At 60.8% G+C, this 24515-nt stretch carries 22 protein-coding genes; 6 read left to right on the plus strand and 16 right to left on the minus strand.

Annotation, left to right across the window (positions count from 1 at the left end):
- Nucleotides 1–34: 34 nt before the first annotated feature.
- Entirely contained in the window at nt 35–3217 is a 3183-nt protein-coding gene (locus tag BLT26_RS08590) for an efflux RND transporter permease subunit (RefSeq protein ID WP_091512113.1), read from the minus strand.
- Nucleotides 3218–3228: 11 nt separating this feature from the next.
- The gene (locus tag BLT26_RS08595) at nt 3229–4395 is read right to left on the minus strand and encodes an efflux RND transporter periplasmic adaptor subunit (RefSeq protein ID WP_091512116.1); all 1167 of its coding nucleotides are present in this window, start codon (nt 4393–4395) and stop codon (nt 3229–3231) included.
- 251 nt (nt 4396–4646) lie between these two features.
- On the opposite strand from BLT26_RS08595, the gene BLT26_RS08600 reads away from it, so the two are divergent.
- Nucleotides 4647–5285 (plus strand): TetR family transcriptional regulator, encoded by a 639-nt coding sequence (locus BLT26_RS08600; protein ID WP_091512118.1) that lies wholly within the window; start codon nt 4647–4649, stop codon nt 5283–5285.
- Between the two features lie 67 nt (nt 5286–5352).
- On the opposite strand, the gene BLT26_RS08605 is transcribed toward BLT26_RS08600, so the two are convergent.
- Genes BLT26_RS08605 through BLT26_RS08645 form a run of 9 tightly spaced genes read right to left on the minus strand, consistent with a single transcriptional unit; the run spans nt 5353 to nt 12844 of the window.
- The gene (locus BLT26_RS08605; protein WP_091512121.1) at nt 5353–7047 is read right to left on the minus strand and encodes a Na(+)/H(+) antiporter subunit D; all 1695 of its coding nucleotides are present in this window, start codon (nt 7045–7047) and stop codon (nt 5353–5355) included.
- On the minus strand, nt 7040–7375 hold the full coding sequence (locus tag BLT26_RS08610; protein WP_217631406.1) for a hypothetical protein: 336 nt from the start codon (nt 7373–7375) through the stop codon (nt 7040–7042). The genes BLT26_RS08605 and BLT26_RS08610 overlap by 8 nt, the downstream gene beginning before the upstream one ends.
- Nucleotides 7376–7379: 4 nt before the next feature.
- The gene (locus BLT26_RS08615; RefSeq protein WP_175453064.1) at nt 7380–8849 is read right to left on the minus strand and encodes a proton-conducting transporter transmembrane domain-containing protein; all 1470 of its coding nucleotides are present in this window, start codon (nt 8847–8849) and stop codon (nt 7380–7382) included.
- Entirely contained in the window at nt 8846–10327 is a 1482-nt protein-coding gene (locus tag BLT26_RS08620) for a monovalent cation/H+ antiporter subunit D family protein (protein WP_091512125.1), read from the minus strand. The genes BLT26_RS08615 and BLT26_RS08620 overlap by 4 nt, the downstream gene beginning before the upstream one ends.
- Nucleotides 10321–10674, minus strand: coding sequence for a cation:proton antiporter subunit C (locus tag BLT26_RS08625; protein ID WP_217631407.1), 354 nt, complete (start codon nt 10672–10674; stop codon nt 10321–10323). The genes BLT26_RS08620 and BLT26_RS08625 overlap by 7 nt, the downstream gene beginning before the upstream one ends.
- Before the next feature lies 1 nt (nt 10675).
- Entirely contained in the window at nt 10676–11698 is a 1023-nt protein-coding gene (locus BLT26_RS08630; protein WP_091512129.1) for a DUF4040 domain-containing protein, read from the minus strand.
- Nucleotides 11699–11713: 15 nt separating this feature from the next.
- Complete coding sequence (mnhG, locus tag BLT26_RS08635) at nt 11714–12109, minus strand: monovalent cation/H(+) antiporter subunit G (protein WP_091512135.1); 396 nt, start codon at nt 12107–12109, stop codon at nt 11714–11716.
- A complete protein-coding gene (locus tag BLT26_RS08640; protein ID WP_091512139.1) occupies nt 12102–12374 on the minus strand; it encodes an MrpF/PhaF family protein in 273 nt (90 codons plus the stop codon). Before BLT26_RS08640 ends, mnhG begins: the two co-directional genes overlap by 8 nt.
- Nucleotides 12374–12844: a Na+/H+ antiporter subunit E gene (locus BLT26_RS08645; protein ID WP_091512143.1), complete on the minus strand. Its 471-nt coding sequence runs from the start codon at nt 12842–12844 to the stop codon at nt 12374–12376. The genes BLT26_RS08640 and BLT26_RS08645 overlap by 1 nt, the downstream gene beginning before the upstream one ends.
- Nucleotides 12845–13568: 724 nt before the next feature.
- Between BLT26_RS08645 and BLT26_RS08650 the strand changes: the two genes are divergently transcribed.
- From BLT26_RS08650 to arsJ, 5 genes are all read left to right on the plus strand, one after another.
- A complete protein-coding gene (locus tag BLT26_RS08650; protein WP_091512147.1) occupies nt 13569–15674 on the plus strand; it encodes a carboxy terminal-processing peptidase in 2106 nt (701 codons plus the stop codon).
- A gap of 108 nt (nt 15675–15782) precedes the next feature.
- On the plus strand, nt 15783–16598 hold the full coding sequence (gene xthA / locus BLT26_RS08655) for an exodeoxyribonuclease III (RefSeq protein WP_091512151.1): 816 nt from the start codon (nt 15783–15785) through the stop codon (nt 16596–16598).
- A 228-nt stretch (nt 16599–16826) separates the two neighbouring features.
- Nucleotides 16827–17171: a metalloregulator ArsR/SmtB family transcription factor gene (locus tag BLT26_RS08660; protein WP_091512154.1), complete on the plus strand. Its 345-nt coding sequence runs from the start codon at nt 16827–16829 to the stop codon at nt 17169–17171.
- A gap of 84 nt (nt 17172–17255) precedes the next feature.
- Nucleotides 17256–18272: an ArsJ-associated glyceraldehyde-3-phosphate dehydrogenase gene (locus BLT26_RS08665; RefSeq protein WP_091512157.1), complete on the plus strand. Its 1017-nt coding sequence runs from the start codon at nt 17256–17258 to the stop codon at nt 18270–18272.
- Entirely contained in the window at nt 18269–19510 is a 1242-nt protein-coding gene (gene arsJ, locus BLT26_RS08670) for an organoarsenical effux MFS transporter ArsJ (protein WP_245720654.1), read from the plus strand. The genes BLT26_RS08665 and arsJ overlap by 4 nt, the downstream gene beginning before the upstream one ends.
- Before the next feature lie 77 nt (nt 19511–19587).
- Here the strand turns inward: arsJ and BLT26_RS08675 are convergent, their stop codons facing one another.
- From BLT26_RS08675 to gspL, 5 genes are all read right to left on the minus strand, one after another.
- Nucleotides 19588–21798, minus strand: coding sequence for a hybrid sensor histidine kinase/response regulator (locus BLT26_RS08675; protein ID WP_091512163.1), 2211 nt, complete (start codon nt 21796–21798; stop codon nt 19588–19590).
- Nucleotides 21799–21851: 53 nt separating this feature from the next.
- Nucleotides 21852–22055, minus strand: a complete 204-nt coding sequence (locus BLT26_RS08680) for a DUF2788 domain-containing protein (RefSeq protein ID WP_091512167.1) — start codon at nt 22053–22055, stop codon at nt 21852–21854.
- 112 nt (nt 22056–22167) lie between these two features.
- Nucleotides 22168–22437: an acetyltransferase gene (locus BLT26_RS08685; protein ID WP_091512170.1), complete on the minus strand. Its 270-nt coding sequence runs from the start codon at nt 22435–22437 to the stop codon at nt 22168–22170.
- Between the two features lie 216 nt (nt 22438–22653).
- A complete protein-coding gene (gene gspM, locus BLT26_RS08690; protein WP_091512174.1) occupies nt 22654–23145 on the minus strand; it encodes a type II secretion system protein GspM in 492 nt (163 codons plus the stop codon).
- 39 nt (nt 23146–23184) lie between these two features.
- The gene (gene gspL / locus BLT26_RS08695) at nt 23185–24513 is read right to left on the minus strand and encodes a type II secretion system protein GspL (protein WP_091512179.1); all 1329 of its coding nucleotides are present in this window, start codon (nt 24511–24513) and stop codon (nt 23185–23187) included.
- Between the last annotated feature and the right edge of the window lie 2 nt (nt 24514–24515).

Here is a 24515-nt window from a genome sequence, read left to right on the forward strand (position 1 = left end):
GCCTGGTGACCCGGACTCAGCTCACATCACGAGCTCAGGTGACCTCCGCCGCAGTGCCTTCGCGCACCGGCGCGCGCTCTCCCCCGGCGGGTTCAGTTAACGGCTCTTCAGGTTTACGCGAGCGTCCAAACAGGCGCTGCACGACTACGAAGAACAGCGGGATAAAGAATATCCCCAGCGTTGTCCCCACCAGCATGCCACCCAGCACCCCGGTACCAATAGCCTGTTGGGCACCGGAGCCAGCGCCCGAGGCCATCGCCAGTGGCAGTACCCCCAGGCCGAAGGCCAGCGACGTCATCAGGATCGGGCGCAGGCGGTCGCGCACCGCGCGCATGGTGGCCTGCACCAGTTCCATCCCCTCTTCCAGGTTCTGCTTCGCGAACTCCACGATCAGGATGGCGTTCTTGCTGGTGAGGCCCACGGTGGTAAGCATGGCCACCTGGAAATAGATGTCCCGTTCCATACCGCGCAGAGTGTTGGCGAGCACCGCACCCAGGATGCCCAGTGGCGCCACCAGCAGCACCGCAGTGGGAACCGTCCAGCTCTCGTAGAGGGCCGCCAGGCACAGGAATACAATCAGCAGCGACAGCGTATAGAGGAGCGGCGTCTGCGCCCCTGCCTGGCGTTCCTGGTAAGACAGGCCACTCCACTCGAGTCCGATGCCACCCGGGAGCTCACCAACGAGCCGTTCTATCTCCGCCATGGCCTCTCCGGAGCTGATACCCGGCGCCGCAGAGCCGTTGATCTGCATTGCCGGTACACCGTTGTAGCGCTCGAGGCGCGGCGAGCCGTACTCCCACTCGAAGCTGGCAAAGGTCGACAGCGGGACCATTTCGCCGGCCCGGTTGCGCACCGACCACTTGCGGAAATCCTCTGGCACCATGCGGTGCGGCGCATCGGCCTGGACATAGACCTTCTTGACACGGCCCCGGTCGATAAAGTCATCGATATAGCGCCCACCCCAGGCGGTCCCGATGGTGGTGTTGATCTCATTGATCGACAGGCCAAGCGCGGCTGCCTTCTCTGTATCGATATCAAGGCGGAACTGGGGTGTATCCTCCTGGCCATTCGGGCGGACATTCGCCAGTAGCGGGCTCTGCGCCGCCGCACCCAGTAGCTGGTTGCGCGCCCGGGTGAGAGCCTCGTGCCCCAGGTTGGCATTGTCCTTCAGGTAAAAGTCAAAGCCACCGGAGGTGCCCAGGCCCGGCAGTGCCGGGGGGGAGAACGCGAAGGCCATCGCGTCCTTGATCTGCATCAGCGCACCCATGGCCCGCATGGCGACGGACCCGGCATCCTGGCCCGGCGCCTCGCGCTCTTCCCAGTCGTGCATATTGATAAAGGCTATGCCGTTGTTCTGGCCGCTGCCCCCGAAACTGAAACCCTGGACACTGAAGACAGACTTGACGGTGTCCTGCTCGTTTTCGAGATAGTAGTCCTCGACTTTCTTGATCGACTCCATCGTGCGCTGCTGGGTTGCGCCCACCGGTGCCTTGATCATGGAAAACAGCACGCCCTGGTCCTCTTGCGGCAGGAAGGAGCTGGGCAGGCGCAGGAACAGCACCAGCATGACCGAGGCCAGCGCGGCAAACAGCAGCATAAAGCGGCCGCCGCGCGCGAGAGTCCCGCGCACGCCGCGCTGGTAGCTGGCGGTACCGTGCTCGAACTTACGGTTGAACCAGCCGAAGAAACCGCGCTTTGCATGGCCTTCGCCTTTTGCGACGGGCCTGAGCATGGTGGCACAGAGCGCCGGGGTCAGCACGATGGCGACCAGCACCGACAGTACCATGGCTGCAACGATAGTGGCCGAGAACTGCCGGTAGATCACCCCGGTGGCGCCTTCCATAAATGCCATGGGCACGAATACCGCCGACAGCACCACGCCGATACCCACCAGGGCCCCGGTGATCTGCTTCATGGACTTGCGGGTCGCCTCGCGGGGTGACAGCCCCTCCTCGCTCATCACCCGCTCGACGTTTTCCACCACCACGATCGCGTCGTCCACCAGCAGGCCAATGGCCAGCACCATGGCAAACATGGTGAGCATGTTGATGGAGAACCCCATCGCTGCGAGCACGCCGAAAGTGCCCAGCAGCACCACCGGCACGGCAATGGTGGGGATGATGGTGGCGCGGATGTTCTGCAGGAACAGGTACATCACCAGGAATACCAGGATCACCGCCTCGATCAGCGTCTTGATTACGCCCTTGATGGATGTCTCGACGAACGGTGTCGAGTCGAACGGCACCACGGTCCGGATCCCGGTGGGAAAATAGGGTTCCAGCTCCTTGAGCTTTGCCCGTACTCCGTCGGCCGTCTCCAGCGCATTGGCACCGGTGGCCAGGTTCACCGCCAGGCCGGTAGCCGGCTGGCGGTTGAAGCGGCTGATAAAGTCGTAATTCTCTGCACCGATCTCGACCCGCGCGATATCCCCCAGCTTGAGCACCGAGCCATCGGGGTTCGAGCGGATAACGATGTCGCGGAACTGTTCCGGCGTCTCCAGCCGGCCCTGGGATACCACATTGGCATTCAGCTGCTGGCCATCGATGGCAGGCGTTCCGCCCAGGCTACCAACAGCTACCTGCTGGTTCTGCGACTGCACCGCGGCGATCACATCACTGGGCACCAGTTTGTAGGTTTCCAGCTTGTTCGGGTCCAGCCAGATACGCATGGCGTACTGTGAGCCGAAAACCTGCACACCGCCCACCCCGGGTACCCGGCTGATAGCGTCGACAATATTGGCATTGATGTAGTCTGCGATATCCGCACGGTCCATGCGGCCGTCCTCGGATACGAAGCCCACTACCATCAGGAAGCCGCTGCGACCCTTGCCAACGTTCACCCCCTGTCGCTGCACCGCTTCGGGCAACAGTGGCAGGGCCAGCTGCAGTTTATTCTGCACCTGTACCTGGGCGATATCGGGGTCAGTGCCATTGGCGAAAGTCAGGGAAATATTCACCCGGCCATTGGATTCACTGGTAGCAGACATATACAGCAGGCCGTCGAGACCCGTCATGCCCTGCTCGATAACCTGGGTCACCGATTCCTCCACCACTCGGGCAGAGGCACCGGGATAGCTGGCACTGATGGATACCGTAGGCGGTGCGATGTCCGGGTAGCGCTCTACAGCGAGCTTGCTGACCGCAAGCCCGCCGCCGAGCATCACGACAATCGCGATGACCCAGGCAAAGATGGGACGATCGATAAAGAAAGATGCCATGCCGGGCCCCCTCAGGAATCTGCTTCGGTGGCAGCTTCCACCGCGCGGGCGGGTTGCTCAGTCTCAGCGGAGACGGTGGTGACCTGCACACCGGGCCGGACTTTCTGCAACCCTTCCACGATGACGCGATCACCCGCTTGCAGCCCATCTTCGACCAGCCAGTGGCTGCCGATAGTCTGGCTGACGGTCAGCGGGCGCACCTCTACCTTGTTGTCACTGTTCACCACCATGGCATTGGTGTTGCCCTTGGGATCGCGGGTGACGCCCTGTTGCGGTACCAGGATGGCGTTATCCCGGAGACCGCGGCCGACCACAGCGCGCACATACATGCCCGGCAGCAGCATGTGGTCGGGATTGGGCACCACCACGCGCAGCAGCACACTGCCGGTAGTCGGGTCTACAGTGGCTTCGGCAAACTCGAGCTTGCCCTTGTGCTCGAAGGTGGAGCCGTCCTCCAGCAGGATCGTCACCGGCAGGTCGGTAGTATCTTCCACCTGACCGGCTTCCAACGCGCGCCGCAGGCTGAGCAGCTCGCTGGTGGACTGGTTCAGGTCCACATAGATGGGATCCAGCTGCTGGATGGTCACCAGGGCCGTGGCCTGGTTCGCCGTGACCAGCGCGCCCTGGGTCACGGACGACTTGCCGATGCGACCCGCTATGGGGGCACTGATGCGGGCGTAATCGACCGGGATGCGGCTGCGCCTGACCGCTGCCCGGGCGCTGGCAACCGCGGCTTCCGCTTTCTTGAGGTCGGCCCGGGCACTGTCGTTCTCCTGCTTGCTCACCGCCCCGGTCTTCACCAGGTTGGCAACGCGCTCGGCACGCAGCCGCGCAACCTCGAGCTCGGCGCGGGCGCTTTGCAGACCGGCCCGGGCACTTTCGTGATCGGCACGGTAGGTAGCATCGTCCAGCTGGTAGAGCGGCTGGTCCGCCTCGACCATGCCGCCCTCACGGAACAACTGCTGTTCCACCAGGCCATTCACCTGCGGTCGCACCTCGGCAACCTTGAAGGGGCTGGTGCGGCCTGGCAACTCACGGGTCAGGGTCACTGACTCTGGCTCGAGGGTCACCACCGCCACCTCCGGCGCCATCTGTGGCCGCCCACCCTGCTCCTGGCTGCAGGCCGATAACAGCGACAGGCCGGCCAGCATGCAGGCCAACAGATTCCGTTTCCGCATGAACACCTCTCCAGTGACCCGCAGGTCCGCATATGGCTGTCAGCGTACCGTACGGTCAGTCCGCTGTGACAGTTATGAATGGTTAATAGTGCCGCGCATTCTATCCCCCGGTCGAGATATACGGCAAGTATTCATTCATGCATGAATATGAATTACACTCCGCGCCCGAGGGGCCCCGGTGCGGGCCTGTAACAGACAACCTGACCGGCTGGCTGGTAGCTCGCAGACCGGAGCATTGAGAGGGCTCAGACTTGGTTAAGCGTCGTAAAGAAGATGCCATGGAGACGCGCGAGCGTATTCTGGATGCAGCGATCACCGTATTCCATCAACAAGGCGTTGCGCGTCCGTCGCTTACCGAAGTGGCGGAATTGGCCGGCGTCACCCGGGGTGCGGTGTACGGTCACTTCCGCAACAAGGCCGATGTATTCAATGCGCTGGCCGAACGAGTCCAGTTGCCGGGAGAAAAGCTGTGTGAGGAAGCGGGATCTGAACCTCCGGAAAATCCCCTCGGCGTGTTGCGGACCCGCTGGTTGTGGTTATTCCAGGAGGTATCCTGCAACCGGGAATGGCAGCTCATCCTGGATATCATCCTGCACCGCTGCGAGCTGGTGACCGAGAGCGGAGAGATTCGCCAGCGCATGCTCGACTGCACTGAGGAGGGCCAGGAGCGCGTTCGCCAGCTGATCAGCTGGGCGGTGGACCGGGGCCAGCTGCCCGCGGACCTGGATGTCGAGCTGGCCGCTCCCCTGATGCATGGCTCCCTGGTGGGGACGCTGGGCGACTGGCTACTCCAGCCCCGCGACCGGGACCTTGCCAGTATCGGGGAGCGCTACCTGGATGCAATGATCGAAATGCTGCAGCACTCCCCCACCCTGCGCCGCAGTGCATAGACTTGAGGGGCGCGGGGAACTTTAGATTGCATTGAGGGCGCTATTGCCCGCGCATCTGCCGCTCGACCTACAGGGCAAATCCAAGCAACAGGTAAACCCCCAGCAACAGTACCACGCCGGCCACCATGCTCCCGGTCAGCCAGCTGCGGGCCAGCACGCCGTCCGGTTTGTGGTGGCTGGCTACGGACTCCATAAGATTCCCCACGCCCGCAACGGCCGCGCGGCGTACGCGGCCGTCGAGGCGGAAAGCCGCCGCTACCGTGCCGCGTATTGCCTGCGGCAGCAGCCGCCGGTAGAGCCATTCGACGTCCAGGTTTACCGACGGCAGTTCTGGCGGGTACAGGCGGCGCAGGTTCAGCCACACGAACGCCAGTGCAGAGAAGAACAGCAGCTGCAGCTGGGTCAGCACATGCGTGACATCGTAGGGTGTGTAATCCACAGCGTACGGCAGCAGCCCATACAAAGCCTGCGGGTAGATACCAACGGCCAGGCACAGGGCTGCAGCAATCGTCATGGCCACCAGCATATTGGTCGGCGGCTCCTGAGCACGGATGCCCGAATCGTGGGCAAAGAAGGCAAAGTACGGGATCTTGATGCCCGCGTGGTGGAAGACACCGGCTGAGGCAAACAGCAGGATCAGCCACACCCAGTCGTAGCCGTTCTTGATCGCCGCGCTCATCACCATCGACTTGCTGACGAAACCGCTGAACAGCGGGAAGGCCGAGATCGAGGCAGCACCGACAATACAGAGCACTGTGGTTTTGGGCATGGTTTTGTACAGCCCACCCAGCTCTGACCCGTTGATACGGCCGGTGACATGCAGCACCGCGCCCATGGACATGAACAGCAGTCCCTTGAAGATCACATCATTGAACGCATGTGCCACGGCGCCGTTGATGGCCAGTGAAGTCCCTATTCCGATGCCCACCACCATAAACCCGAGCTGGTTGATCAGGCTGTAGGCCAGCACCCGGCGGAGGTCATTTTCGATAACGGCGTAGAAGATCGGGAAACAGGCCATTGTTGCGCCGATATATACCAGCAGCTCTGTGCCCGGATAGGCCCGCGCCAGGGCGTACACCGCCGCCTTGGTGGTAAATGCACTCAGGAATACTGTGCCGGTGGGAGTGGACTCCGGGTAAGCGTCAGTAAGCCAGTTATGGAAGAACGGGAAGGCGCACTTGATACCGAACGCCAGGAAGATCATCCAGCTGTAGGGATTGTCATCCAGGCCGATCTGGCCAAAAGCGAGGGACTCATGGGACTGCGCGTAAAAGATAATCCCGCCCAGCAACAGGAGGCCAGAGAGGATATGCAGGGTGAAGTAGCGTAGGCCAGCCATATAGGCACGGCCGTTGCGGCGTGCCCAAACCAGGAATACGGACGTCAGTGCCAGCAGTTCCCAGAATATAAACAGGGTCATGAGGTCGCCGGCAAACACAGCCCCCAGGGCGCTGCCCGCATACAGAAGGCTCACAACCTGCTGCAGCGTGTCGCGGACATGCAATGCATAAATGATGGCGATCAGTGCTGCGATGTGGAACAGGTAACCGAATAACAGGCTGAGCTTGTCCGCACGAAATAGCAGCAGGTCGAATTCGAGTACCGAATATGCACCGAAACTGCCTGCCCCCAGCATCCAGAGGTTTGCCAGTCCCAAAAGGGGCACGGCGATCATCACCAGCGCGCGCGGCCAGCCGCGCAGGACCAGTGCCAGCAGCGCGGCTACGAAAAACGGAATGAAGGGCGCCACCTCAAACATGCTCCTGCCCTCCATTTGAGTGTCCACCAGACTGTTCAGCGGCTGCCGCCACGGTGGAGTCTTCTGTCCCCAGCTCCAGCCGTTCGTAATAGTCCGCCGGGCGCATCAGGAATGTACGCATCCATTTGGCAATTATGACCAGTACCACGCAGCCAACGAATCCATACAGCGGGTAGAACCCGGGCAGCCCTTCCCAGCCGTGTTCTGTGTGCCGGTGTACCAGGAAATCCGCAGCGAACAGCAGCGCGCAGATACCGTAGAACGTGCGGAGTATTCGCCGGATGTTTTCCGGCTTGTCGAAAAAATCTTGCTTGTCACCAGTGCTCATCGGGTCAGATTCCGGCCTTGATCAGCTGATAGATAATGTCGGGGAAAAGCAGCAGGAGGACACAGCCCGTGGCCGTGATGCCCAGTGCCAGCAGGGACGGCCACGGCGCTTCACGCACTGCCACACCGGTACTGCCGGCATCGGTCGCTTCCACGCCAGAGAAAAACGCCCGCAGCGGAATCGGCAACAGGTAGGCGATACTGAGCAGGGAACTCACCATCAGCAACCCCATCAACCACAGCTCACCAGCCTCCAGGGTACCCAACAACAGGTACCACTTGCTCCAGGTGCCGCCGGTTGGCGGGATACCGATAATGCAGAGACTGGCGACCAGGAAGGCGCCCATGGTAATCGGCATCTGTCGCCCCAGGCCCCGCAACTGCCCTACCTCGGTTTTGTGGGCAGCCACCAGGATCGCGCCCGCACAGAAAAACAGGGTGATCTTGCCAAACGCGTGCATCACGATGTGCATCGCACTGCCTGTTACGCCGGCGCTGGTCGCCAGCAACGCCCCCAGCGTGATATAGCCGAGCTGGCTGACGGTGGAGTACGCGAGGCGCTTTTTCAGGTTTTCCTGCCGCATTGCCACAATCGCAGCCAACAGGATGGAGGCGCCGGCGAGGTACAGCAGCCACTGGGTGGCGGGGATCTCCCGCAGTGTCTCCAGGCCAAAGATCAACAGGCAGACCTTGAGCAGGACAAAAACACCTGCTTTTACCACCGCCACCGCATGGAGGAGCGCGCTGACCGGCGTGGGGGCCACCATGGCGGCGGGAAGCCAGCGATGAAACGGCATGATCGCAGCTTTGCCGACGCCGAACACATACAGCACCAGCAAAAGTGACAACAGGCCGGCCGGGGTATCGTCAGTGAATACGCCACCGGGCTGGAACGACAGCGTGCCAGTGAGCAGCCAGGTGGCAATAATGGCCACCAGGAAGAAAGCTACCGAGGTCCCCAACAGGATGCCCAGGTACAGGCGACCACCTTCCCGAGCCTTGTCGGTGCCGGCATGGGTGACCAGCGGGTAGGTACAGAGCGTGAGGAGCTCGTAAAACACAAACAGGGTAAACAGGTTCTCGGCAAAAGCGATGCCCATCACTGCCGCGATTGAGATAGCAAAAAAGGCAAAGAAGCGTGTCTGGTTCTGCTCCCCGTGCCCGCGCATGTAGCCGATGGCATACAGCGTGGTGACGATCCACAGGCTGCTGGCCACCAGGGCAAAGATGAGCCCGAGAGGCTCGACACGAAATGCGAGCGTCAGCCCGGGCAATACCTCCAGCCACAGCACTTCAATGACCTGCCCTGCCATAACTACCGGGTAAAGATTGCCTACCGCTGCAAGCAGTAGTGTTCCGGCTGCCAGGGAAACGCCCTCACGAAGGTTTTCGTGGCGCCCGGTCAGGACTACGCCTGCGGCCGCCAGCAGCGGAATCAGCAGGGCCAGTTGCAGGAGGCTGCTGGCAGACATCATTGGGCACCCCCGAACAGGTATTGCGCGGCCGCTCCGGTTACCTCAACCGGCAGGCGCGTATCAATACCGAAATAAAGGTTCGCGGAGATAAGGAGCCAGGTCGGCAGCAACAGCGAGAGCGGCGCCTCCCCCACTACCGGTGGCTGATCTCCAGCGGGCTCCTGGAAGTATGCCGCCTCGACCAGGCGCCAGATATAGACCACCGCCACCAGTGAACCCATTACCACCAGTAAGGCGACAAACCAGAGGTTGCTCTCGAGCGCCGCACTGATCAGGTACCACTTGCTGACAAAGCCAACCGTCAGGGGCATACCGATCAGGCTGATACCGCCAATCACGATGGCGGCCATGGTCCATGGCATGGTGCGGCCGAGCCCGCGGAACGCATCGATATGGCAGCTGCCTGCCCGATAAGCCAGGCCCGCGAGCGCGAGAAACAGGCCACCTTTCATCAAGGCATGGTTGAACAGGTGCAGCAGGGTCGCCTGCACCGCTACGACACTGCTGATGCCGATACCCACCACCATGTAACCGACCTGGGCGACACTGGAGTATGCCAGCATTCGCTTGATATCCACCTGGTAGATCGCCACTACCGAAGCGACGAACACACCGGCGAGGCCGAGGCCAATGAAAAGTGACTGCAAGGGCAGACTGGTCAGTGAGAACTGCACACCGAACACGGTGAAAGTAAACCGCACCAGCAGGTAGAGGGCCACCTTGGTTGCCGTGGCAGCGAGGAACGCGGTCACGATCGAGGGTGCGAAACTGTATGCGTTTGGCAACCACATGTGCAGTGGGAACAGCGCCAGCTTGAGGCAGACACCCACCACGATAAACGCGAAGGCCGCCAATACCGTACTCGAAGAGCTGACTTCCGGCAGCCGCTGGGCCAGGTCGGCCATATTGAGGGTACCGGTCATCATGTACAGGAACCCGATGCCGATCAGGATAAACGTGGCCCCGATGGTTCCCATGATCAGGTACTGGAAAGCTGCCCAGAGTGCACGGCGATCCCGGCCGAGTGCGATCAGTGCGTAGGTCGCGAGCGAGGAAATCTCGAGGAATACAAACACGTTGAACACATCGCCAGTGGCGACAATGCCCAGCAGGCCGGCAAAGCAGAGGAGGTAGAGTGTGTAGAACAGCGTCTGGCGGGCCTGGTCCATTTCCGCCTGCACACTGGCCCTTGCCGCAGCCAGCACGACAGTGCTTATACCGGTAACCACCAGCAAGACCCAGGCATTGAGCAGGTCTATACGATATTCAATGCCCCAGGGCGCGTCCCAGCCACCCAGGCCGTAGGTGATTGCGCCCGACGTACTCACCTGCTGCAGCAACAGCGCGCTTACCGCGAATGCCGCAATGCTCACGCCAAGAGTGAAGAGCCAAACCAGGCTCGCCCTGCGAATAATCAGGCACGAGGGTGCCGCTACCAGCGGAAGGATAACCTGCAGTATAGGGAGGTGTGTCAGCACGGGCGGTCCTCCGCCTGGATGTCGCGCTCCTCAACCGAACCGTACGCGCGCTTGATGCGGATGACCAGTGCCAGGGCCAGGGAGGTGGTGGCGATACCCACCACGATAGCGGTGAGTATCAGCACGTGCGGCAGCGGGTTGGAATAGATCGTCTCTCCGTGTGCCAGGATCGGCGCGTTGCCGCCGTTCACCTTTCCCACGCTGATATAGAAAATAAACACGGAGGTCTGGAAAATGTTCAGGCCAATGATCTTTTTGATCAGGTTGCCCTGGGCCAGAACCATATACAGGCCGATCATCATCAGTGCGATGACCACCCAGTAGTTGTAAAGCGACGTCAGCAACACTCTATCCTGCCCTCCCCGAGGTCAACTCCTTACCACTGCCATCTTCCAGTCCCCGCTGCAGCTGCTCAGAGAACAGGTAGAAGACCAGCATCATCACCGCAGCAACAGTAATACCGACACCCAGCTCGATAACAATAATGCCGAGGTGCTGGCCACTCACCGGGTCAGCGGCGAGGGCGCTGTAGTCGAGGAAGTTCTTGCCGGTCGCCATTCCCAGCAGCCCGACCGACCCGTAGATCAGTACTCCCAGTGCGGCAAGGAACTGGACCACGCCGTGCCCGGCCACGCGCTTTACCGCGTCGAGCCCGAAAACCAGTGCGTAGAGGATAAAACCAACGGCGAATATTACGCCCGCCTGGAAACCGCCGCCGGGCCCATACTCACCATGGAACTGCACATAGAGGGCATAGATCAGGATTGGCGGTATCAGCACCTTCGCTACGAGGCGTAATACCAGGTGCTGCGGATGAGGGGCAGACAGTGCGCGGATCGGGTGCTGTTGCTCTCGCAAAGCGAGCAGCAAACTCAGCACACCCAGCCCGGCGGTAAATATCACCACGACCTCGCCGAGAGTGTCAAAGGCCCGGTAACTGGCCAGCACCGAGGTCACCACGTTGGGAATACCGATCTCGGCAAAGGACTCGCCGATGTAATGTGGAGCGACGTGGATATGGGCCGGCGCCCCCGGGTCACCGAAAGCGGGCATGTCGAGCGTCGCAGCAATCAACAGCGCACCCACCGCGCCCACCAGGCACAGGGCGAGCATTGCGCGTGGCGGATCCGCTTTCTGGTTGCGCCCGCACAGGGCCAGGGTTGCCAGGATCAGCAACGGGGAGATACCCGCACCGACCGCCGCCTCGGTAAAGGCGACATCAACAGCTCCCATGGTCATGAAAAAACTTGCCGAAAGCAGTCCGTAAATCCCCGTCAGCATAGCGGCCGCAAACATGTCGCGGGTCCACGCTATCGAGACAGCGGTCAGCAACAGCAGGCTCAGCAGCGCCAAATCCAGTAGTAAGTCCATTCCGTCTCCCCGGTTTCAGTCGCGGCCTGTATTGGTCGTATCGGCCTCTAATGCGGGCTCTGCCGCATTCCGGGCAGCCTGCCCCGCTTGCGCTGTCGCCGGTCGTCCCGGCTGCTCCAACCTCAGTTCACTGTGCTGCGCCGCCTTGGCGAGCGCGTGACTGGCGGTGGGACTGGTAAAGAATATGAAAAGCAGTATCAAGCCGAGCTTGAAGAGCGCGAGACTCCAGCCCGCCAGCAGCATCAGCGCACCCACAATCAGGAAAGTTGCAAGGGTGTCGGTGACCCCGGCGGCGTGCATGCGGGTATAGAAATCAGGGAATCGCACCAGCCCGACTGCCCCCGAGACCATAAAAAAACATCCAGCGGCGAGCATCAGGCCGCTCAGGGCATTGAGCAGCGAGTCAATCATGGGCCGTATCTCCCATGCGAGAGCGGTACTCGAAATAGCGCAGCACGCCTACCACACTGACGAAGTTAATCAGGGCGTAGACCAGCGCAATATCGAGGAACTCGGGCTTGCCGACGGTAAAACAGATTACCGCAATCAGGAGGACAGTCTTGGTGCCAAAGACGTTCACCGCCAGGATGCGGTCGTAGATGGTGGGGCCCAGCAGGGCCCGGGCCAGCGCCAGGCCCATCACCACCAGCAGCGAGATTACTGTTGCAGCGAGCATTATTCTTCCAGCGCCCTCACTTGTTTTTCCATTTCCCCGCGGCGTAATTCGTCCAGCCCCTCTGAGGTCAGAGAATGCACCAGGATTTCGTCGTTCTCAATATCGACTGCCACGGTGCCCGGCGTGAGGGTAATGGAATTGGCATAGAGCACCTTTCCCATATCCGTTTTCAACCGTAACGGGATTCTCGCACTGGTGGGACTGATTCCCGCACGTCCCCGCCACACGCCGGCCACCACCGTGAGGTTGCTCTGCACTATTTTCCTGAAGAGCCACCAGTAGTACCCAGGCAGCCGGGGCAGAAGCCCAACCGGCTGTGACTCATGGTCGACAAGCCCCATTCGCCGCGCGATCGCGATCACAAAGAGTACGGAGATAAACCCGAAGCCGAGCAGCAACGCGGTGTAGTGCCCGGAGTTTGCGAGCCAGATAAACGACAGGATCAGGAACAACGCGATGAGATAACGCATCGATTCACACCCGGCTGAAGGTCATTGGGAACAGGAGGTTTCGGCAACGGACAGGTAGTTCATTGCCTGCCATATGGAAAGGGTTGCGTACTGCGGTCGGGACCGGGGATCGTTTCATACTTGCCATAATATGTTGTTTTTTTGAGCAGTTATTTTGACTCGAGCCTGCGTTCCGGTCTCTGCCGTATCGGTAGGTGCCCGCTCAGTTAATTATTGTGTATCCGATCCACGCCAGAACCCGAATCAGGCCCCGGCTGAGCTGCTAAAAAAGTCTCACCACTGTGTCAGTCTGTCAAGTGATACAAGAGATTTACATTGTGTGCCGGATACTGGAGGCGCCCTGGCCCGGGATCCAGGAGGCAGCCAGACCAATTGGTCACAGAGGGGCACACACAGGTGCTGCCCAGGAGTATGACTGCAGGGCCGATGGCGTGGGATGCATTTTTCAGGCTCAGATTGATCAGATTTCGACCGGCAATCTCGGATGTGGGGTGTAGGGCGGGCGTGAGTTTGAGGACATAAACGCGTAAAACCTGCTCACTACGCAACAAATTGCCCGCGAATGCTGTTACTCGAAACCGTCTACCTCGTATGAGAGGCAACTCATGCCTTTTGGAGCTTTCAGCCTTTATACTTGTCCTAAGCTATAAGTCGCCATTGCCCCGGGCAGGTGCCCGACCGCTGGTGCGGCGCCTTGAAGTTAGGACGTATAAAGAGACTCCCTATGCTTACCAATCGGATCAAAGCCCTGTTCTCCGGCCTTCTGATTCTCTCGCTTGCCACCATCTCACCCGTCACCCTTGCAGAGGCTGAGACCCTGCAGCCTGAGGACGGCCAGGGTGGGACCGCTCGCGAGATCGTCGGCAAGCTGGAAATGCTCCACTACAACAAGCAGAAAGTGGGCGATGATATGTCCGCCGAGCTGTGGGAGGAGTACATCGACGCCCTGGATCCGACCCGGAGTTACTTCCTGGCATCGGATATCTCCGAGTTCAGGGAGTGGCAAGATGATCTCGACGACCAGCTGCGCACTGGCGAAGTGGAAGCCGGGTTCGAGATTTACAACCGTTACCGCCTGCGGGTGACCGACCGCCTGAACAACATACTTTCCCAGCTGGACAAGGGCCTGCCACCTTTCGATTTCACCCGCGACGAGTCACTGGTACTCGACCGCGAGGAAGCCGAATGGCCCGGATCCATCAGTGCCGCTGACGAGCTGTGGCGCAAGCGACTGAAGTCGAGCGTCCTCAACCTGCGCCTGACCGGCAAGGAAGATGAAGAGATCCGCGACCTGCTCGTCCGGCGTTACCAGGGGCAGCTGAAGCGTATCAACCAGCAGACCAGCGACGATGTGTTCGAACTCTACATGAACTCGCTGACCCGCCTCTATGATCCTCACAGCAACTACCTGTCGCCGCGCTCCCTGGAAAATTTCAACATGAGCATGTCCCTCTCCCTTGAGGGCATCGGCGCCGTGTTGCAGATGGAGGAAGAATATACCAAGGTCGCCCGACTGGTGGCCGGTGGCCCCGCTGATCGCACCGGCAAGATCAAGCCCAATGACAAGATCGTCGCTGTTGGCCAGGGCGAGGACGGCGAAATGGTCGATGTGGTGGGCTGGCGTCTCGATGACGTGGTGGACCTGATCCGTGGCTCCGCGGGCACCTTTGTGCGCCTTGAAACCATTCCCACAGGTGGTGACGGGTCCCATCGCACAATCCTGATCAAGCGCAGCAAGGTCAAGCTGGAAGACCAGGCAGCGAAAAAGGCCATCTTTGAGTTTTCCGACGGTGAGAAGAACTACAGGGTAGGCGTGATCAACCTGCCCACCTTCTATATCGATTTTGAGGCCTACAGGCGCCGTGACCCGAACTACAAGAGTACCACCCGTGATGTGGCGAGGCTCCTCGATGAACTGAAGCAGGAAAATGTCGACGGCATCATCCTGGACCTGCGCAACAACGGTGGTGGATCACTGCAGGAAGCCACCATGCTTACCGACCTGTTCATCGACCAGGGACCGGTAGTGCAAATCCGCCATGCCAACGAGCAGATCTCGCGCCACAACCGCTCGCGTTCGCGCGCCATGTATCGCGGTCCGCTCATGGTGCTGATCAACCGGCTGTCGGCTTCCGCATCAGAGATTTTTGCCGGCGCCATCCAGGACTACAACCGCGGTATCGTGGTGGGTAACCAGTCATTCGGCAAAGGCACAGTGCAGACCATGGCTCCGCTGAAGCAGGGCCAGCTGAAGATTACCCAGTCCAAGTTCTATCGCGTATCCGGGGACAGCACCCAGCATGCCGGGGTCACTCCCGATATCGCAATGCCGCAGTTGATTGATGCAGAGAGTGTGGGCGAAAGTGCCTATGACACCGCCCTGCCCTGGGATCGCATCCATGCAGTCCCCCATGCGAAGTACTTCAACCTGAAGCAGATGCTGCCGGGCCTTATTGCCAAGCATAACGAACGCACTGCAGCGGATCCCGACTTCATCTACCTGCGCGAGCAGTTCCGATTTGAAAGTGAGCGCGCTGACCGCAAGTTCGTTTCCCTCAATGAGCAGTCGCGCAAGGACGAGCGTGAGCGGATCAACGAAGAGCTGCTGATCATGGAAAACCGGCGCCGCACCGCCAAGGGGCTGGAACCCTACGCGACCTTTGAGGAGCTGGAAGAAAGTGAATCCGATAGCACCGCAGCTATCGGTGGCCCGGTCGAGATCAAGCTGGAGGATGACCCGATCCTCAACGAGGCAGGCTATATAATGTCAGACTTTATCGGCCTGACCGAGAAGACCGCCAAGGCTCCGCCACAGGTAGCCAACTTCTGACTGTCAGCGGAGCGGGCCGCTTGCAGCGGCCGCTCCGCTGTTACAACCATTAAAGTGATACACAGGTTGGGCCCCGCCCGACCTTTTTTGTTTTTCAGGGGGAGAGAAGTGAAAGTCGTTTCATTCAATGTCAACAGTATCCGGGCGCGCCTGCACCAGATGGAAACACTGGTGGAGCGCCATGCACCGGATATCATCGGCCTACAGGAAACCAAGGTCACCGATGAAGACTTCCCGGTGGATGTCGTACGCGACCTGGGCTATGAGGTGATTTACTTCGGGCAGAAGACCCACTACGGCGTGGCCCTGCTCTCCCGGCTGCCCTTTATTGACCGGGAATACGGCTTCCCGAAAGACGATGACAACGCCCAGCGCCGCATGGTGGCGGGAAAGTTTGATATTGGCGGCGATGCCCCGCTTACAGTCATCAATGGCTACTTTCCCCAGGGAGAAAACCGGGAACACCCGGTGAAGTTCCCGGCCAAGCGCAAGTATTACGCTGACCTGGACGATTATCTCCAGACCACCTGCAAGCCCGAGGCCCCGGTACTGGTTATCGGCGACATGAATATATCCCCCACCGACATGGATATCGGCATCGGGGAGGCCAACCGAAAGCGCTGGTTAAGAGACGGGAAATGCAGTTTCCTGCCAGAGGAACGGGAGTGGCTGGAGACGATCCAGAGCTGGGGACTCGTCGATACTTTCCGTGAGCGGCACCCGGAAACTGACGATGTATTCAGCTGGTTCGACTATCGCAGCCGCGGATTCGATCGCGATCCAAAGCGCGGCCTGCGTATCGACCTGATCCTTGCCTCCCAGCCCCTGGCAGACAAATGTGTCGATGCGGGGGTGGACTACGAAATCCGCGGGATGGAGCGCCCCTCCGACCACGCGCCGGTATGGGCCGAATTCGACCTCTAGCCGAAAGTACCTGTTCGACGGAGGCCGGGTACCGTAAATCCCGGCCTCATTCACGGGTGCCTGAACCCGGTTACGCTGGCGCGCGCTCCCTGAGGCCTGGCCAGGTCCTGGATTCAACAGAGCGCCGCACGTTAATTCCCCACCCGCACCCGCATATATGTTTTTGCATATATGCGGGTGCGCAGATATGATTCACCGAAATCCGACCTCATGAATCGATGACTGCATATGACTCCCCTGCAGTTCTTCAAAGCCCTGGCCGACGACACGCGACTTCGCTGCCTGCTCCTGATCAGCAGCGAGGGAGAGCTCTGTGTCTGCGAGTTGGTGAGCGCCCTCGCTGAAAGCCAGCCCAAGATATCCCGTCACCTCGCCGCGCTCCGCCAGGCCGGCCTGCTTAGGGACCGTCGCCAGGGCCAGTGGGTCTTCTATCGTATCGATCCGGCCCTGCCCGAGTGGGCGCGCGCAGTCTTGCGGCAAACCCTGCAGGCCGATAACGGTGTCACCGCGGATGATCTCGAGCGCCTGCAGCGCATGGGGAGCAGGCCGGACCGCTGCGTCCCGAACGAATGACAGGGTGACTTTTTCAGGGCTGAAACCGGCACGAGGCACAGTGTGCTTCGGCCGCGCCCGGACTTTTCAAGGAGACTGTTTTTTATGGCGATCAAGGTAGGCATCAATGGCTTCGGCCGGATCGGGCGTCTCTGCCTCAGGGCCGCATGGGACTGGCCGGATATCGAGTTCGTCCAGGTTAATGATCCCGCTGGTGATGCGGCGACGTTGGCACACCTGCTCAATTTTGACTCGGTGCACGGTCGCTGGCATCACGAGGCCCGGGCCGATGGCGATTCTATTCTTATCGGCGAAACGCGGCTGGCATGCACCCGCAATGGCGATATCGGCGCTACCGACTGGTCCGGCTGTGACCTGGTGATTGAGGCCAGCGGCCGGATGCGCTCTGGCCAGCTGCTGCGAGCATACCTCGACCAGGGGGTACAACAGGTCGTTGTCAGCGCGCCGGTGAAGGAGCCCGGGATACTCAATGTTGTAATGGGGGTAAATCAGGAGCTGTTTGATCCAACCCAGCACCGCATAATCACCGCAGCCTCGTGCACTACCAACTGCCTCGCCCCCGTCGTCAAGGTACTGCACGAGAACCTGGGGATACGGCATGGCTCCATGACCACCATCCACGACATCACCAATACCCAGGTAATCCTCGACGCGCCACACAAGGACCTGCGCCGGGCGCGTGCCTGCGGCATGAGCCTGATCCCCACCACCACCGGTTCGGCAACCGCGATAACCGCCATTTTCCCGGAACTGGAAGGCAAGCTGAACGGACACGCCGTACGTGTGCCCCTGGCCAATGCCTCACTGACAGACTGCGTATTCGAGGTGGACACACCCACGGCCGCGGATGACGTGAATGCGCTGTTCCAGAAAGCGGCCGAGGGCGAACTCAGGGACATTCTTGGCTATGAGGAGCGCCCGCTGGTCTCCATCGACTATCGCACTGATTCCCGCTCCTGCGTCATAGACGCACCTTCGACCATGGTGGTCAACAAATCCCAGGTGAAGGTATACGCCTGGTATGACAATGAATGGGGCTACGCCAATCGCACGGTGGAGCTCGCCCGCATGGCAGGGGTTGCAAGGGGCCTGGAGCGGTGAAGCACAGCCTCCCCGCCCTGCTCCGGGACCTGTCGCCGGAGGTGCGCCAGTACCTGGTTGTCACCGGTAACTACTGGGCATTTACGCTGACCGATGGCGCCTTGAGAATGCTGGTGGTGCTTTACTTCCACGAGCTCGGTTACGCGCCCTTGCAGATCGCTCTCCTGTTCATTTTTTACGAGTTCTTTGGCGTGGTCACCAACCTGGTGGGCGGCTGGCTTGGCGCCCGGATTGGACTCAACCGGACCATGAACCTGGGACTGGCGCTGCAGGTGCTGGCCCTGTCAATGCTGTTACTCCCTGCCGCGCTGCTGACGGTACCGTGGGTCATGGCTGCCCAGGCACTGTCGGGAATTGCCAAGGACCTGAACAAGATGAGTGCCAAGAGCGCCATCAAATTGCTGGTTCCGGACGCAGCACAGGGGACCCTGTACAAGTGGGTGGCCCTGCTGACGGGTTCCAAGAACGCACTGAAGGGTGCAGGCTTTTTCCTCGGGGCACTGCTACTGGGCTCCCTGGGTTTTACCGCAGCAGTGGGAACAATGGCCGCTGCCCTGTTTATAGTCTGGATACTGAGTATCTTTTTCCTGAAAGCTGATCTCGGCCGGGCAAAGCAGAAGGCGAAGTTTCGCGAGATATTGTCCAAGAGCCGCGCTATCAACCGCCTGGCCGCAGCGCGGCTTTTCCTGTTCGGAGCGCGCGATGTCTGGTTTGTGATTGCCCTGCCCCTCTACCTGGGTTCCCGGTTTGGATGGGATCACTGGCGTATCGGCGGTTTCCTGGCCCTGTGGATTATCGGCTACGGCCTGGTCCAGTCGCTGGCACCACGATTTACCGGCACGGCGGCGAGCGGCGCCAGAGCGAATCGCGTCGCGGCGATGTGGGCCCTGGTGCTGGCGGCCGTCACCGCCAGTATCCCGCTGGCCCTGCAGGCAGGTATCGCACCGCAAAGCGCACTGGTGTCGGGGCTGCTGCTCTTCGGCGCGCTGTTTGCGGTGAACTCCTCTCTCCACAGCTACCTGATTGTGCGCTATGCCCGCAGCGACGGCGTGTCACTGGATGTCGGCTTTTACTATATGGCCAATGCCATGGGTCGCCTCACGGGGACGCTGCTTTCGGGCTGGGTCTTCCAGGTATCCGGCATGGCCGCCTGCCTCTGGATTTCGGTAGGCTTTATCCTTCTGGCTGCATTATTCGCGTGGCTTATTCCTACCCCTGAGGGGCCCGTTTCCTCATAGGAGGGACAAGGCCCCGCAGCGCTGGCTGGGCTGGCAACGACACCGGCAGGACCTTCTCTGCAGCAACTCCCCCGGCCTCAGGCGTCCCCCAGCCAGCGTTCCAATGTCTCGCGGAGGGGTTCCTTGCTCAGGGGCTTGGTAAGGAAATCATCCATACCTGCTGCAAGGCAGCGCCCCTCGAATTGCTCTTCCGTGGTGCTTGTCAGGGCAACGATCGGAAGGCGGTCGTCGGGCGTATGCTCCGACTCCCAGTGGCGCAGCTGATCGATGATCTGGGCACTATGGGCGGTGTTTTGCTGGCAGTCCACCAGCAACAGGTCGAATCCCTTTTCTTGTAGCAGTTCCATGGCTTCCTCTACCGAGGAGGCTACATCCACCCGGTATCCCAGTGCGTTCAGCATTTCCTCGGTGACGCCCTGGTGCTGGCGGGATTCCTCGATCAAAAGCAACGAACGTTGGCGGGGATGGGCACTGACCGTGGAAACAATGCGCCGGCTGGCCTTTTTTGCGCCGCCAAACAGGCGGCTGATCAGCGCATCGTGCAGCTCCTTGCGGGTAACAGGCCGGCCGATGTATTCGGCATTGGGCAGCGACTGCAGCAGGGGTGCGAAATCAGCCTTGTGCCCCGGGGCCCCCAGGCAGACCAGTCGCGTGGACTCAACCTCGCCTTCGATCCCGCTGAAAGACCCGGCCACTTCGGTCAGCAGCTGCCGGTCCCCCATCGCCGGTGCCAACAGGAGCAATTGCTGCCTTTCCACCGCGCGCTGCACGGCTTCCGCTACCTCGGTCCGGTTGTCTGGCGAAAACCTGAGGCAGTCCACCTCCATGCCGAACGAGCGCAGCTGCTGCACGAGCCCCGAAACGAACAGCCCTTTCTGGTGCAACACAACTACTTCGCAATCCTGCAGGCGCCGGTCCGGGGTCAGGTAAACCCGCTGGTTGGGCTCCATCCCGAACTTGACCACCACTTCGTAGCGGTTGCCCTCCGGTGTTGAGTTGACCTGCAGATAGCCACCCATGGCCTCCGCCAGGCCCTTGGCAATGGAGAGCCCGAGACCGCTGGTTACCTGGTTGGTATCCAGGCGGGCAAAGGCACCAAAGAGTTCACTTTCATCGGGGAGGATCTCGCCCTGGCCGTCGTCATTCAGGTGAATGTTCATCTGGCCCTCGACGCTGGTGATGGGTGAGAAACTCACCTTGCCCCAGAGCTCTCCGCTCTGGGCGATCGCCGTGGCTGAGTCCACCAGGTTACGGATCATCTGCGCCGTCTTCCGGTTGTCGCCGATTACCATGACCGGGAGGTTATCATCGACCTGGAAATTGAACTCCAGCCCCTGGCGATGCGCGGTCTTGGCTGCAAACTTGAACGACTTCTCGATTGTCTTTACCAGGTTGAACGACCCCTGTCGTAACCGGATATCCTTCCGCGCCACGCGGGTGAAGAGGCCGACATTGTCCACCAGCTTGAGCTGCTGGCTTCCGGCGTTCTTCGCCAGTCTCACCCATTCGCGCTGGCGCTCGCTCAGCTCATCGGCCTCCAGCAGTGCCAGCGCACCGAGCGAATCCGACAACTGGCTGCGAAATTCCTGACCGATATTGGCGACGAACTCGTTCGTGAGTTCCACCGCTGCTTCGGAATGCTTGCGGGCAGCGGCCAGGTTGCTCGCACGCTGCTGTAACTCCTGCATCGCCGAAAGGCGGTCCCAGTAGTTCTGGGACTCCCGCTGGGCCTGGTGGGCCGTCAACCAGATAAAGGCGAAGGTCAGCGCCCCATAGATAGTGCCCAGGACTTCGCCAGAAAGTACGGCCTTGATTGCCGCCGGTACCAGGCTGGCAGAGACAAACCAGATCAGGAAGCGGTGGTAGGGTGCAAACACCGAGGCAACGCTCGAGCAGAACACCACGGTGTAAAGCCAGAGGAAATGGGTCACCGGGGCAAAGCCGAGCAGCCACTCATGGCAGAGAAGGATCACGCCCCACCAGGCTGCGGCGAGCGTGGACACGAAGAAATAGCGGCGCCGCCAGCGCGCGGGCCCGGTGGCGTACAGGTGCTGGAACCGGAACACGAAGTAGCCACGCACCAGTGTGACCAAGACCAGCCCCACGCCGAGCGTCAGCAGCAGGCGGGGTGCCTGCATGCGAAGGTCGCTCAGCGCTGCAGCGACTGAGAATGCCAATAAAGTCAGCAGCATTCCCCGGCGACTGTACTTGGCAATTCGCGTGTCGGTGGCCCGACACACCCGCCGGTCTTTCTGCACTTTAAGTTCTGGGCGATCAAAAATTGGCATTATGCCCTTCCCTGCAAAACCCCGGCCAATCGCTTGCGCGCATGAAGCATCCCCTAGCCGACACCCATCACTTCCACCAGCACCGTCTTGATAATGAAGCCGAGCAGTCCCAGCCCAAGGGCGAGGAACAAAATGAAAGTACCGAAGCGACCGGCCTTCGACTCTTTCGCCAGGTCCCAGACGATAAACAGCATAAAGAGGATCAGGCCTCCAATACCCAGCCAGAGCGAATACTCTTCAAATTGCGCAAACGTCATGGGAAACCACGGATCAAAATTTGGCGCGCATTTTACAGTTATCGGGAAGCTGCTGCGAGTCCTTTACCACGCTGCCCGCGAGATTCCACGGTGCGGGGCACTCGCGGGCACTTCACGCTCCCTGATAGTAGTCGCCGTCCTCTGCGCGGGTACCGCACTTCAGGCGCCGCACTTCCCGGTCCCGGTAGCGGCTGTCGTGCCAGCAGCGCGGCAACGGCTCCCCGGAAAGAAAGCTGAGCTGGGTCTTGTCGAAGACCTCGGGGTCCTGGACCTCCTCCCCCCACAGGAAACGGCCAACTACCGTAAGCTCGTAGGGATTGGCGAGTGTCACTATGTCGGCGACCTCGACCAGGTGATTGGTGGATGTTTCTCGAAACAGCATTTTGGCACCCTATTCATCGCCTCTACCGCAAGTATAGGGGCATTCCACGCCAGCACAGGGGGGAGCCGCGGAAAATTCGCAAACGCTGGAAGCCAGAAGCCTTTCGCTTTATTCGAATTAAGGGCACAAAACCCATGGCTGGCGACCCAAAAAATAGAACTGCTGCATCTGGTAGCGCTCTACGGGATCGAATTGAATATCTTCACCCCCGAATTGCTAGCCCTCCAGCGTGAGGCGTGCGGACACCATCCCCTCTTCCGGCAACGCATCCAGGTTGACGGTCTGGATGATAAAGCGCTGTTCGATCAGGGTATTGAACCACGGCTGGAGATCCTCATAGCGCGCGCGCTCGATCCACAGGCGAATACGGTCCTGTCCCTCGGGCTCGAAGCGCTTGATGGTAATCCCGTGCCTGTCGGCCGCCGCGGTCACTCGCTGCAGCAGCGTGCCCTCCGATTCCCGGGTACCGGCGCCAGAGACAGGATCGATGCGCTCCAGTACCGGTCGCTGGGACTCGATCCAGGAAACCAGCTCGCGGGAGGCCTCTGCTTCCGCGCGGGCCCCATCGAAAAAGTGCTTGGCGGGCAGGAACAGCCCATAGACAAGGAACAGCCCTCCCAGGAACAGGGACAGCGCCCCCAGCGCGCGCTGGTCATTGCCCGGCAGCGCCTGCCACCAGCGCTGGAATTGCTCTAGATTATCTTTCATGCGTCACACTGCTTGACAAGTGAATCAGCCGGCGCCGTTTCAGCGCAGGCGTATCCGGCCGGATACCCCGTCCTCGAGTTCGTTGGCCCCAAGTAATTCCGCGCTGTACTCACCGGAGGAAAGGCGCCCGACAAAACCATCCAGTTCATTCAGGCTGGCCGCCTGCAACTGGATTACCATCTCACCCCTGTTGCCGTCGAAACGCAGGGACTGCAGCTTAAGGTTCTCCCCGCGTTGCTCCTCCCAGGCCCGGCTCAGAGCAGTCACCTGGCGGGCGAACCCGGCCCCACCGGAGCCGGCCTGGTTCAGGTACCCCTGGATCTGGCGCCTGATATCGACGCCAGCCCGGGCGCCGGGAAACAGCTCGGCAAACAGGGCCCGGGCTTCCTGCTCGTGCCGGCTCGCCTGCCAGCTGTAATAACTGCCCGCAGCGATGAACACCAGCAATTGCAGGACAAAGCAGGCCGCGGCGACCTGTGCCGGCTTGACCCACCAGCGCCCCTCTTCAGTCCCACTGGTAAGGCGATAGTCACCGCTGAGCAGGTTGACCAGGGCCGGTATGCGCAACCGTTCGAGCAGGGCATCAGGCGCCCTGCCCGGCAGCTGTTGCAGGTCCTCGCCAAAGAGGGACTCGAGCTCCGCAACTGCCATCCGGTCGTCCTCGCCCGCACCGAGGAGGGAAAGCCTCGCGGATTCATCCACCGCCTCTTCCTCACCGGTGGCATCTGCCGCTCCCAGCGAGCCCAGCAGTGGCTGCAGGTGCTGGCGGCGCACGGTAAGGCCGTAGCCCTCTGCGCGCCAGATATGGGCGTGTTCACCATCGAGCCACAGGGCTGAGTCGTCCCCCAGCAGCTCGAGAAGCTGGTATTCCGGCAACATTGCAACGACGGGCCACTGAAGCCGCATCAGTTCGTTGTACAGCGCCCGCATCTTGTCATGGCGAATCGCATACACCGAGCAGAGATCGCCCCTGCGTGGCTGGCAGGCAAAATGCAGCTCCTCCACATCCTCCGCCAGCCGTTCCTCGACCATGTAGCCGACTGCGGTGCTCTGCTTGCGTGCAGCCCGCGGGATAGCCTCCACTCCGCTCCAGACCCAGCTGCCGGGCAGGAGAAGTACTGCCCTGGTGCCAGCGAAGTCTGCTTTCAGGGCCTCGCTGCCCTGCGGAGAGAGTCGGGGTTCCGCGCCGGCTGGTGCAAACGCCCGCGAAAACTCCTCATCAACGGCCACCGGCCGCCAGCCGCTGGCCGTCCAGCAGGCCAGGCTCACCGTTCCGGTGCCGTCGGGCGCCTCCTGCAGGCGCAAGAGTGCCACCCTTTCCGACTGCCCTTCCCGGGCGACTGACACATCACTCACGCTTTCAGTCATAA

Source organism: Microbulbifer yueqingensis (assembly GCF_900100355.1).
GTDB lineage: Bacteria > Pseudomonadota > Gammaproteobacteria > Pseudomonadales > Cellvibrionaceae > Microbulbifer > Microbulbifer yueqingensis.

Bases quoted from the DNA above. Each gene is read 5' to 3' on its own strand.
- BLT26_RS08590 (WP_091512113.1), bottom strand. From the start codon at position 3,217: ATGGCATCTTTCTTTATCGATCGTCCCATCTTTGCCTGGGTCATCGCG.
- BLT26_RS08595 (WP_091512116.1), bottom strand. From the start codon at position 4,395: ATGCGGAAACGGAATCTGTTGGCCTGCATGCTGGCCGGCCTGTCGCTG.
- BLT26_RS08605 (WP_091512121.1), bottom strand. From the start codon at position 7,047: ATGTTTGAGGTGGCGCCCTTCATTCCGTTTTTCGTAGCCGCGCTGCTG.
- BLT26_RS08610 (WP_217631406.1), bottom strand. From the start codon at position 7,375: ATGAGCACTGGTGACAAGCAAGATTTTTTCGACAAGCCGGAAAACATC.
- BLT26_RS08615 (WP_175453064.1), bottom strand. From the start codon at position 8,849: ATGATGTCTGCCAGCAGCCTCCTGCAACTGGCCCTGCTGATTCCGCTG.
- BLT26_RS08630 (WP_091512129.1), bottom strand. From the start codon at position 11,698: ATGGACTTACTACTGGATTTGGCGCTGCTGAGCCTGCTGTTGCTGACC.
- mnhG (WP_091512135.1), bottom strand. From the start codon at position 12,109: ATGATTGACTCGCTGCTCAATGCCCTGAGCGGCCTGATGCTCGCCGCT.
- BLT26_RS08640 (WP_091512139.1), bottom strand. From the start codon at position 12,374: ATGCTCGCTGCAACAGTAATCTCGCTGCTGGTGGTGATGGGCCTGGCG.
- BLT26_RS08645 (WP_091512143.1), bottom strand. From the start codon at position 12,844: ATGCGTTATCTCATCGCGTTGTTCCTGATCCTGTCGTTTATCTGGCTC.
- BLT26_RS08650 (WP_091512147.1), top strand. From the start codon at position 13,569: ATGCTTACCAATCGGATCAAAGCCCTGTTCTCCGGCCTTCTGATTCTC.
- BLT26_RS08660 (WP_091512154.1), top strand. From the start codon at position 16,827: ATGACTCCCCTGCAGTTCTTCAAAGCCCTGGCCGACGACACGCGACTT.
- BLT26_RS08665 (WP_091512157.1), top strand. From the start codon at position 17,256: ATGGCGATCAAGGTAGGCATCAATGGCTTCGGCCGGATCGGGCGTCTC.
- BLT26_RS08675 (WP_091512163.1), bottom strand. From the start codon at position 21,798: ATGCCAATTTTTGATCGCCCAGAACTTAAAGTGCAGAAAGACCGGCGG.
- BLT26_RS08680 (WP_091512167.1), bottom strand. From the start codon at position 22,055: ATGACGTTTGCGCAATTTGAAGAGTATTCGCTCTGGCTGGGTATTGGA.
- BLT26_RS08685 (WP_091512170.1), bottom strand. From the start codon at position 22,437: ATGCTGTTTCGAGAAACATCCACCAATCACCTGGTCGAGGTCGCCGAC.
- gspM (WP_091512174.1), bottom strand. From the start codon at position 23,145: ATGAAAGATAATCTAGAGCAATTCCAGCGCTGGTGGCAGGCGCTGCCG.
- gspL (WP_091512179.1), bottom strand. From the start codon at position 24,513: ATGACTGAAAGCGTGAGTGATGTGTCAGTCGCCCGGGAAGGGCAGTCG.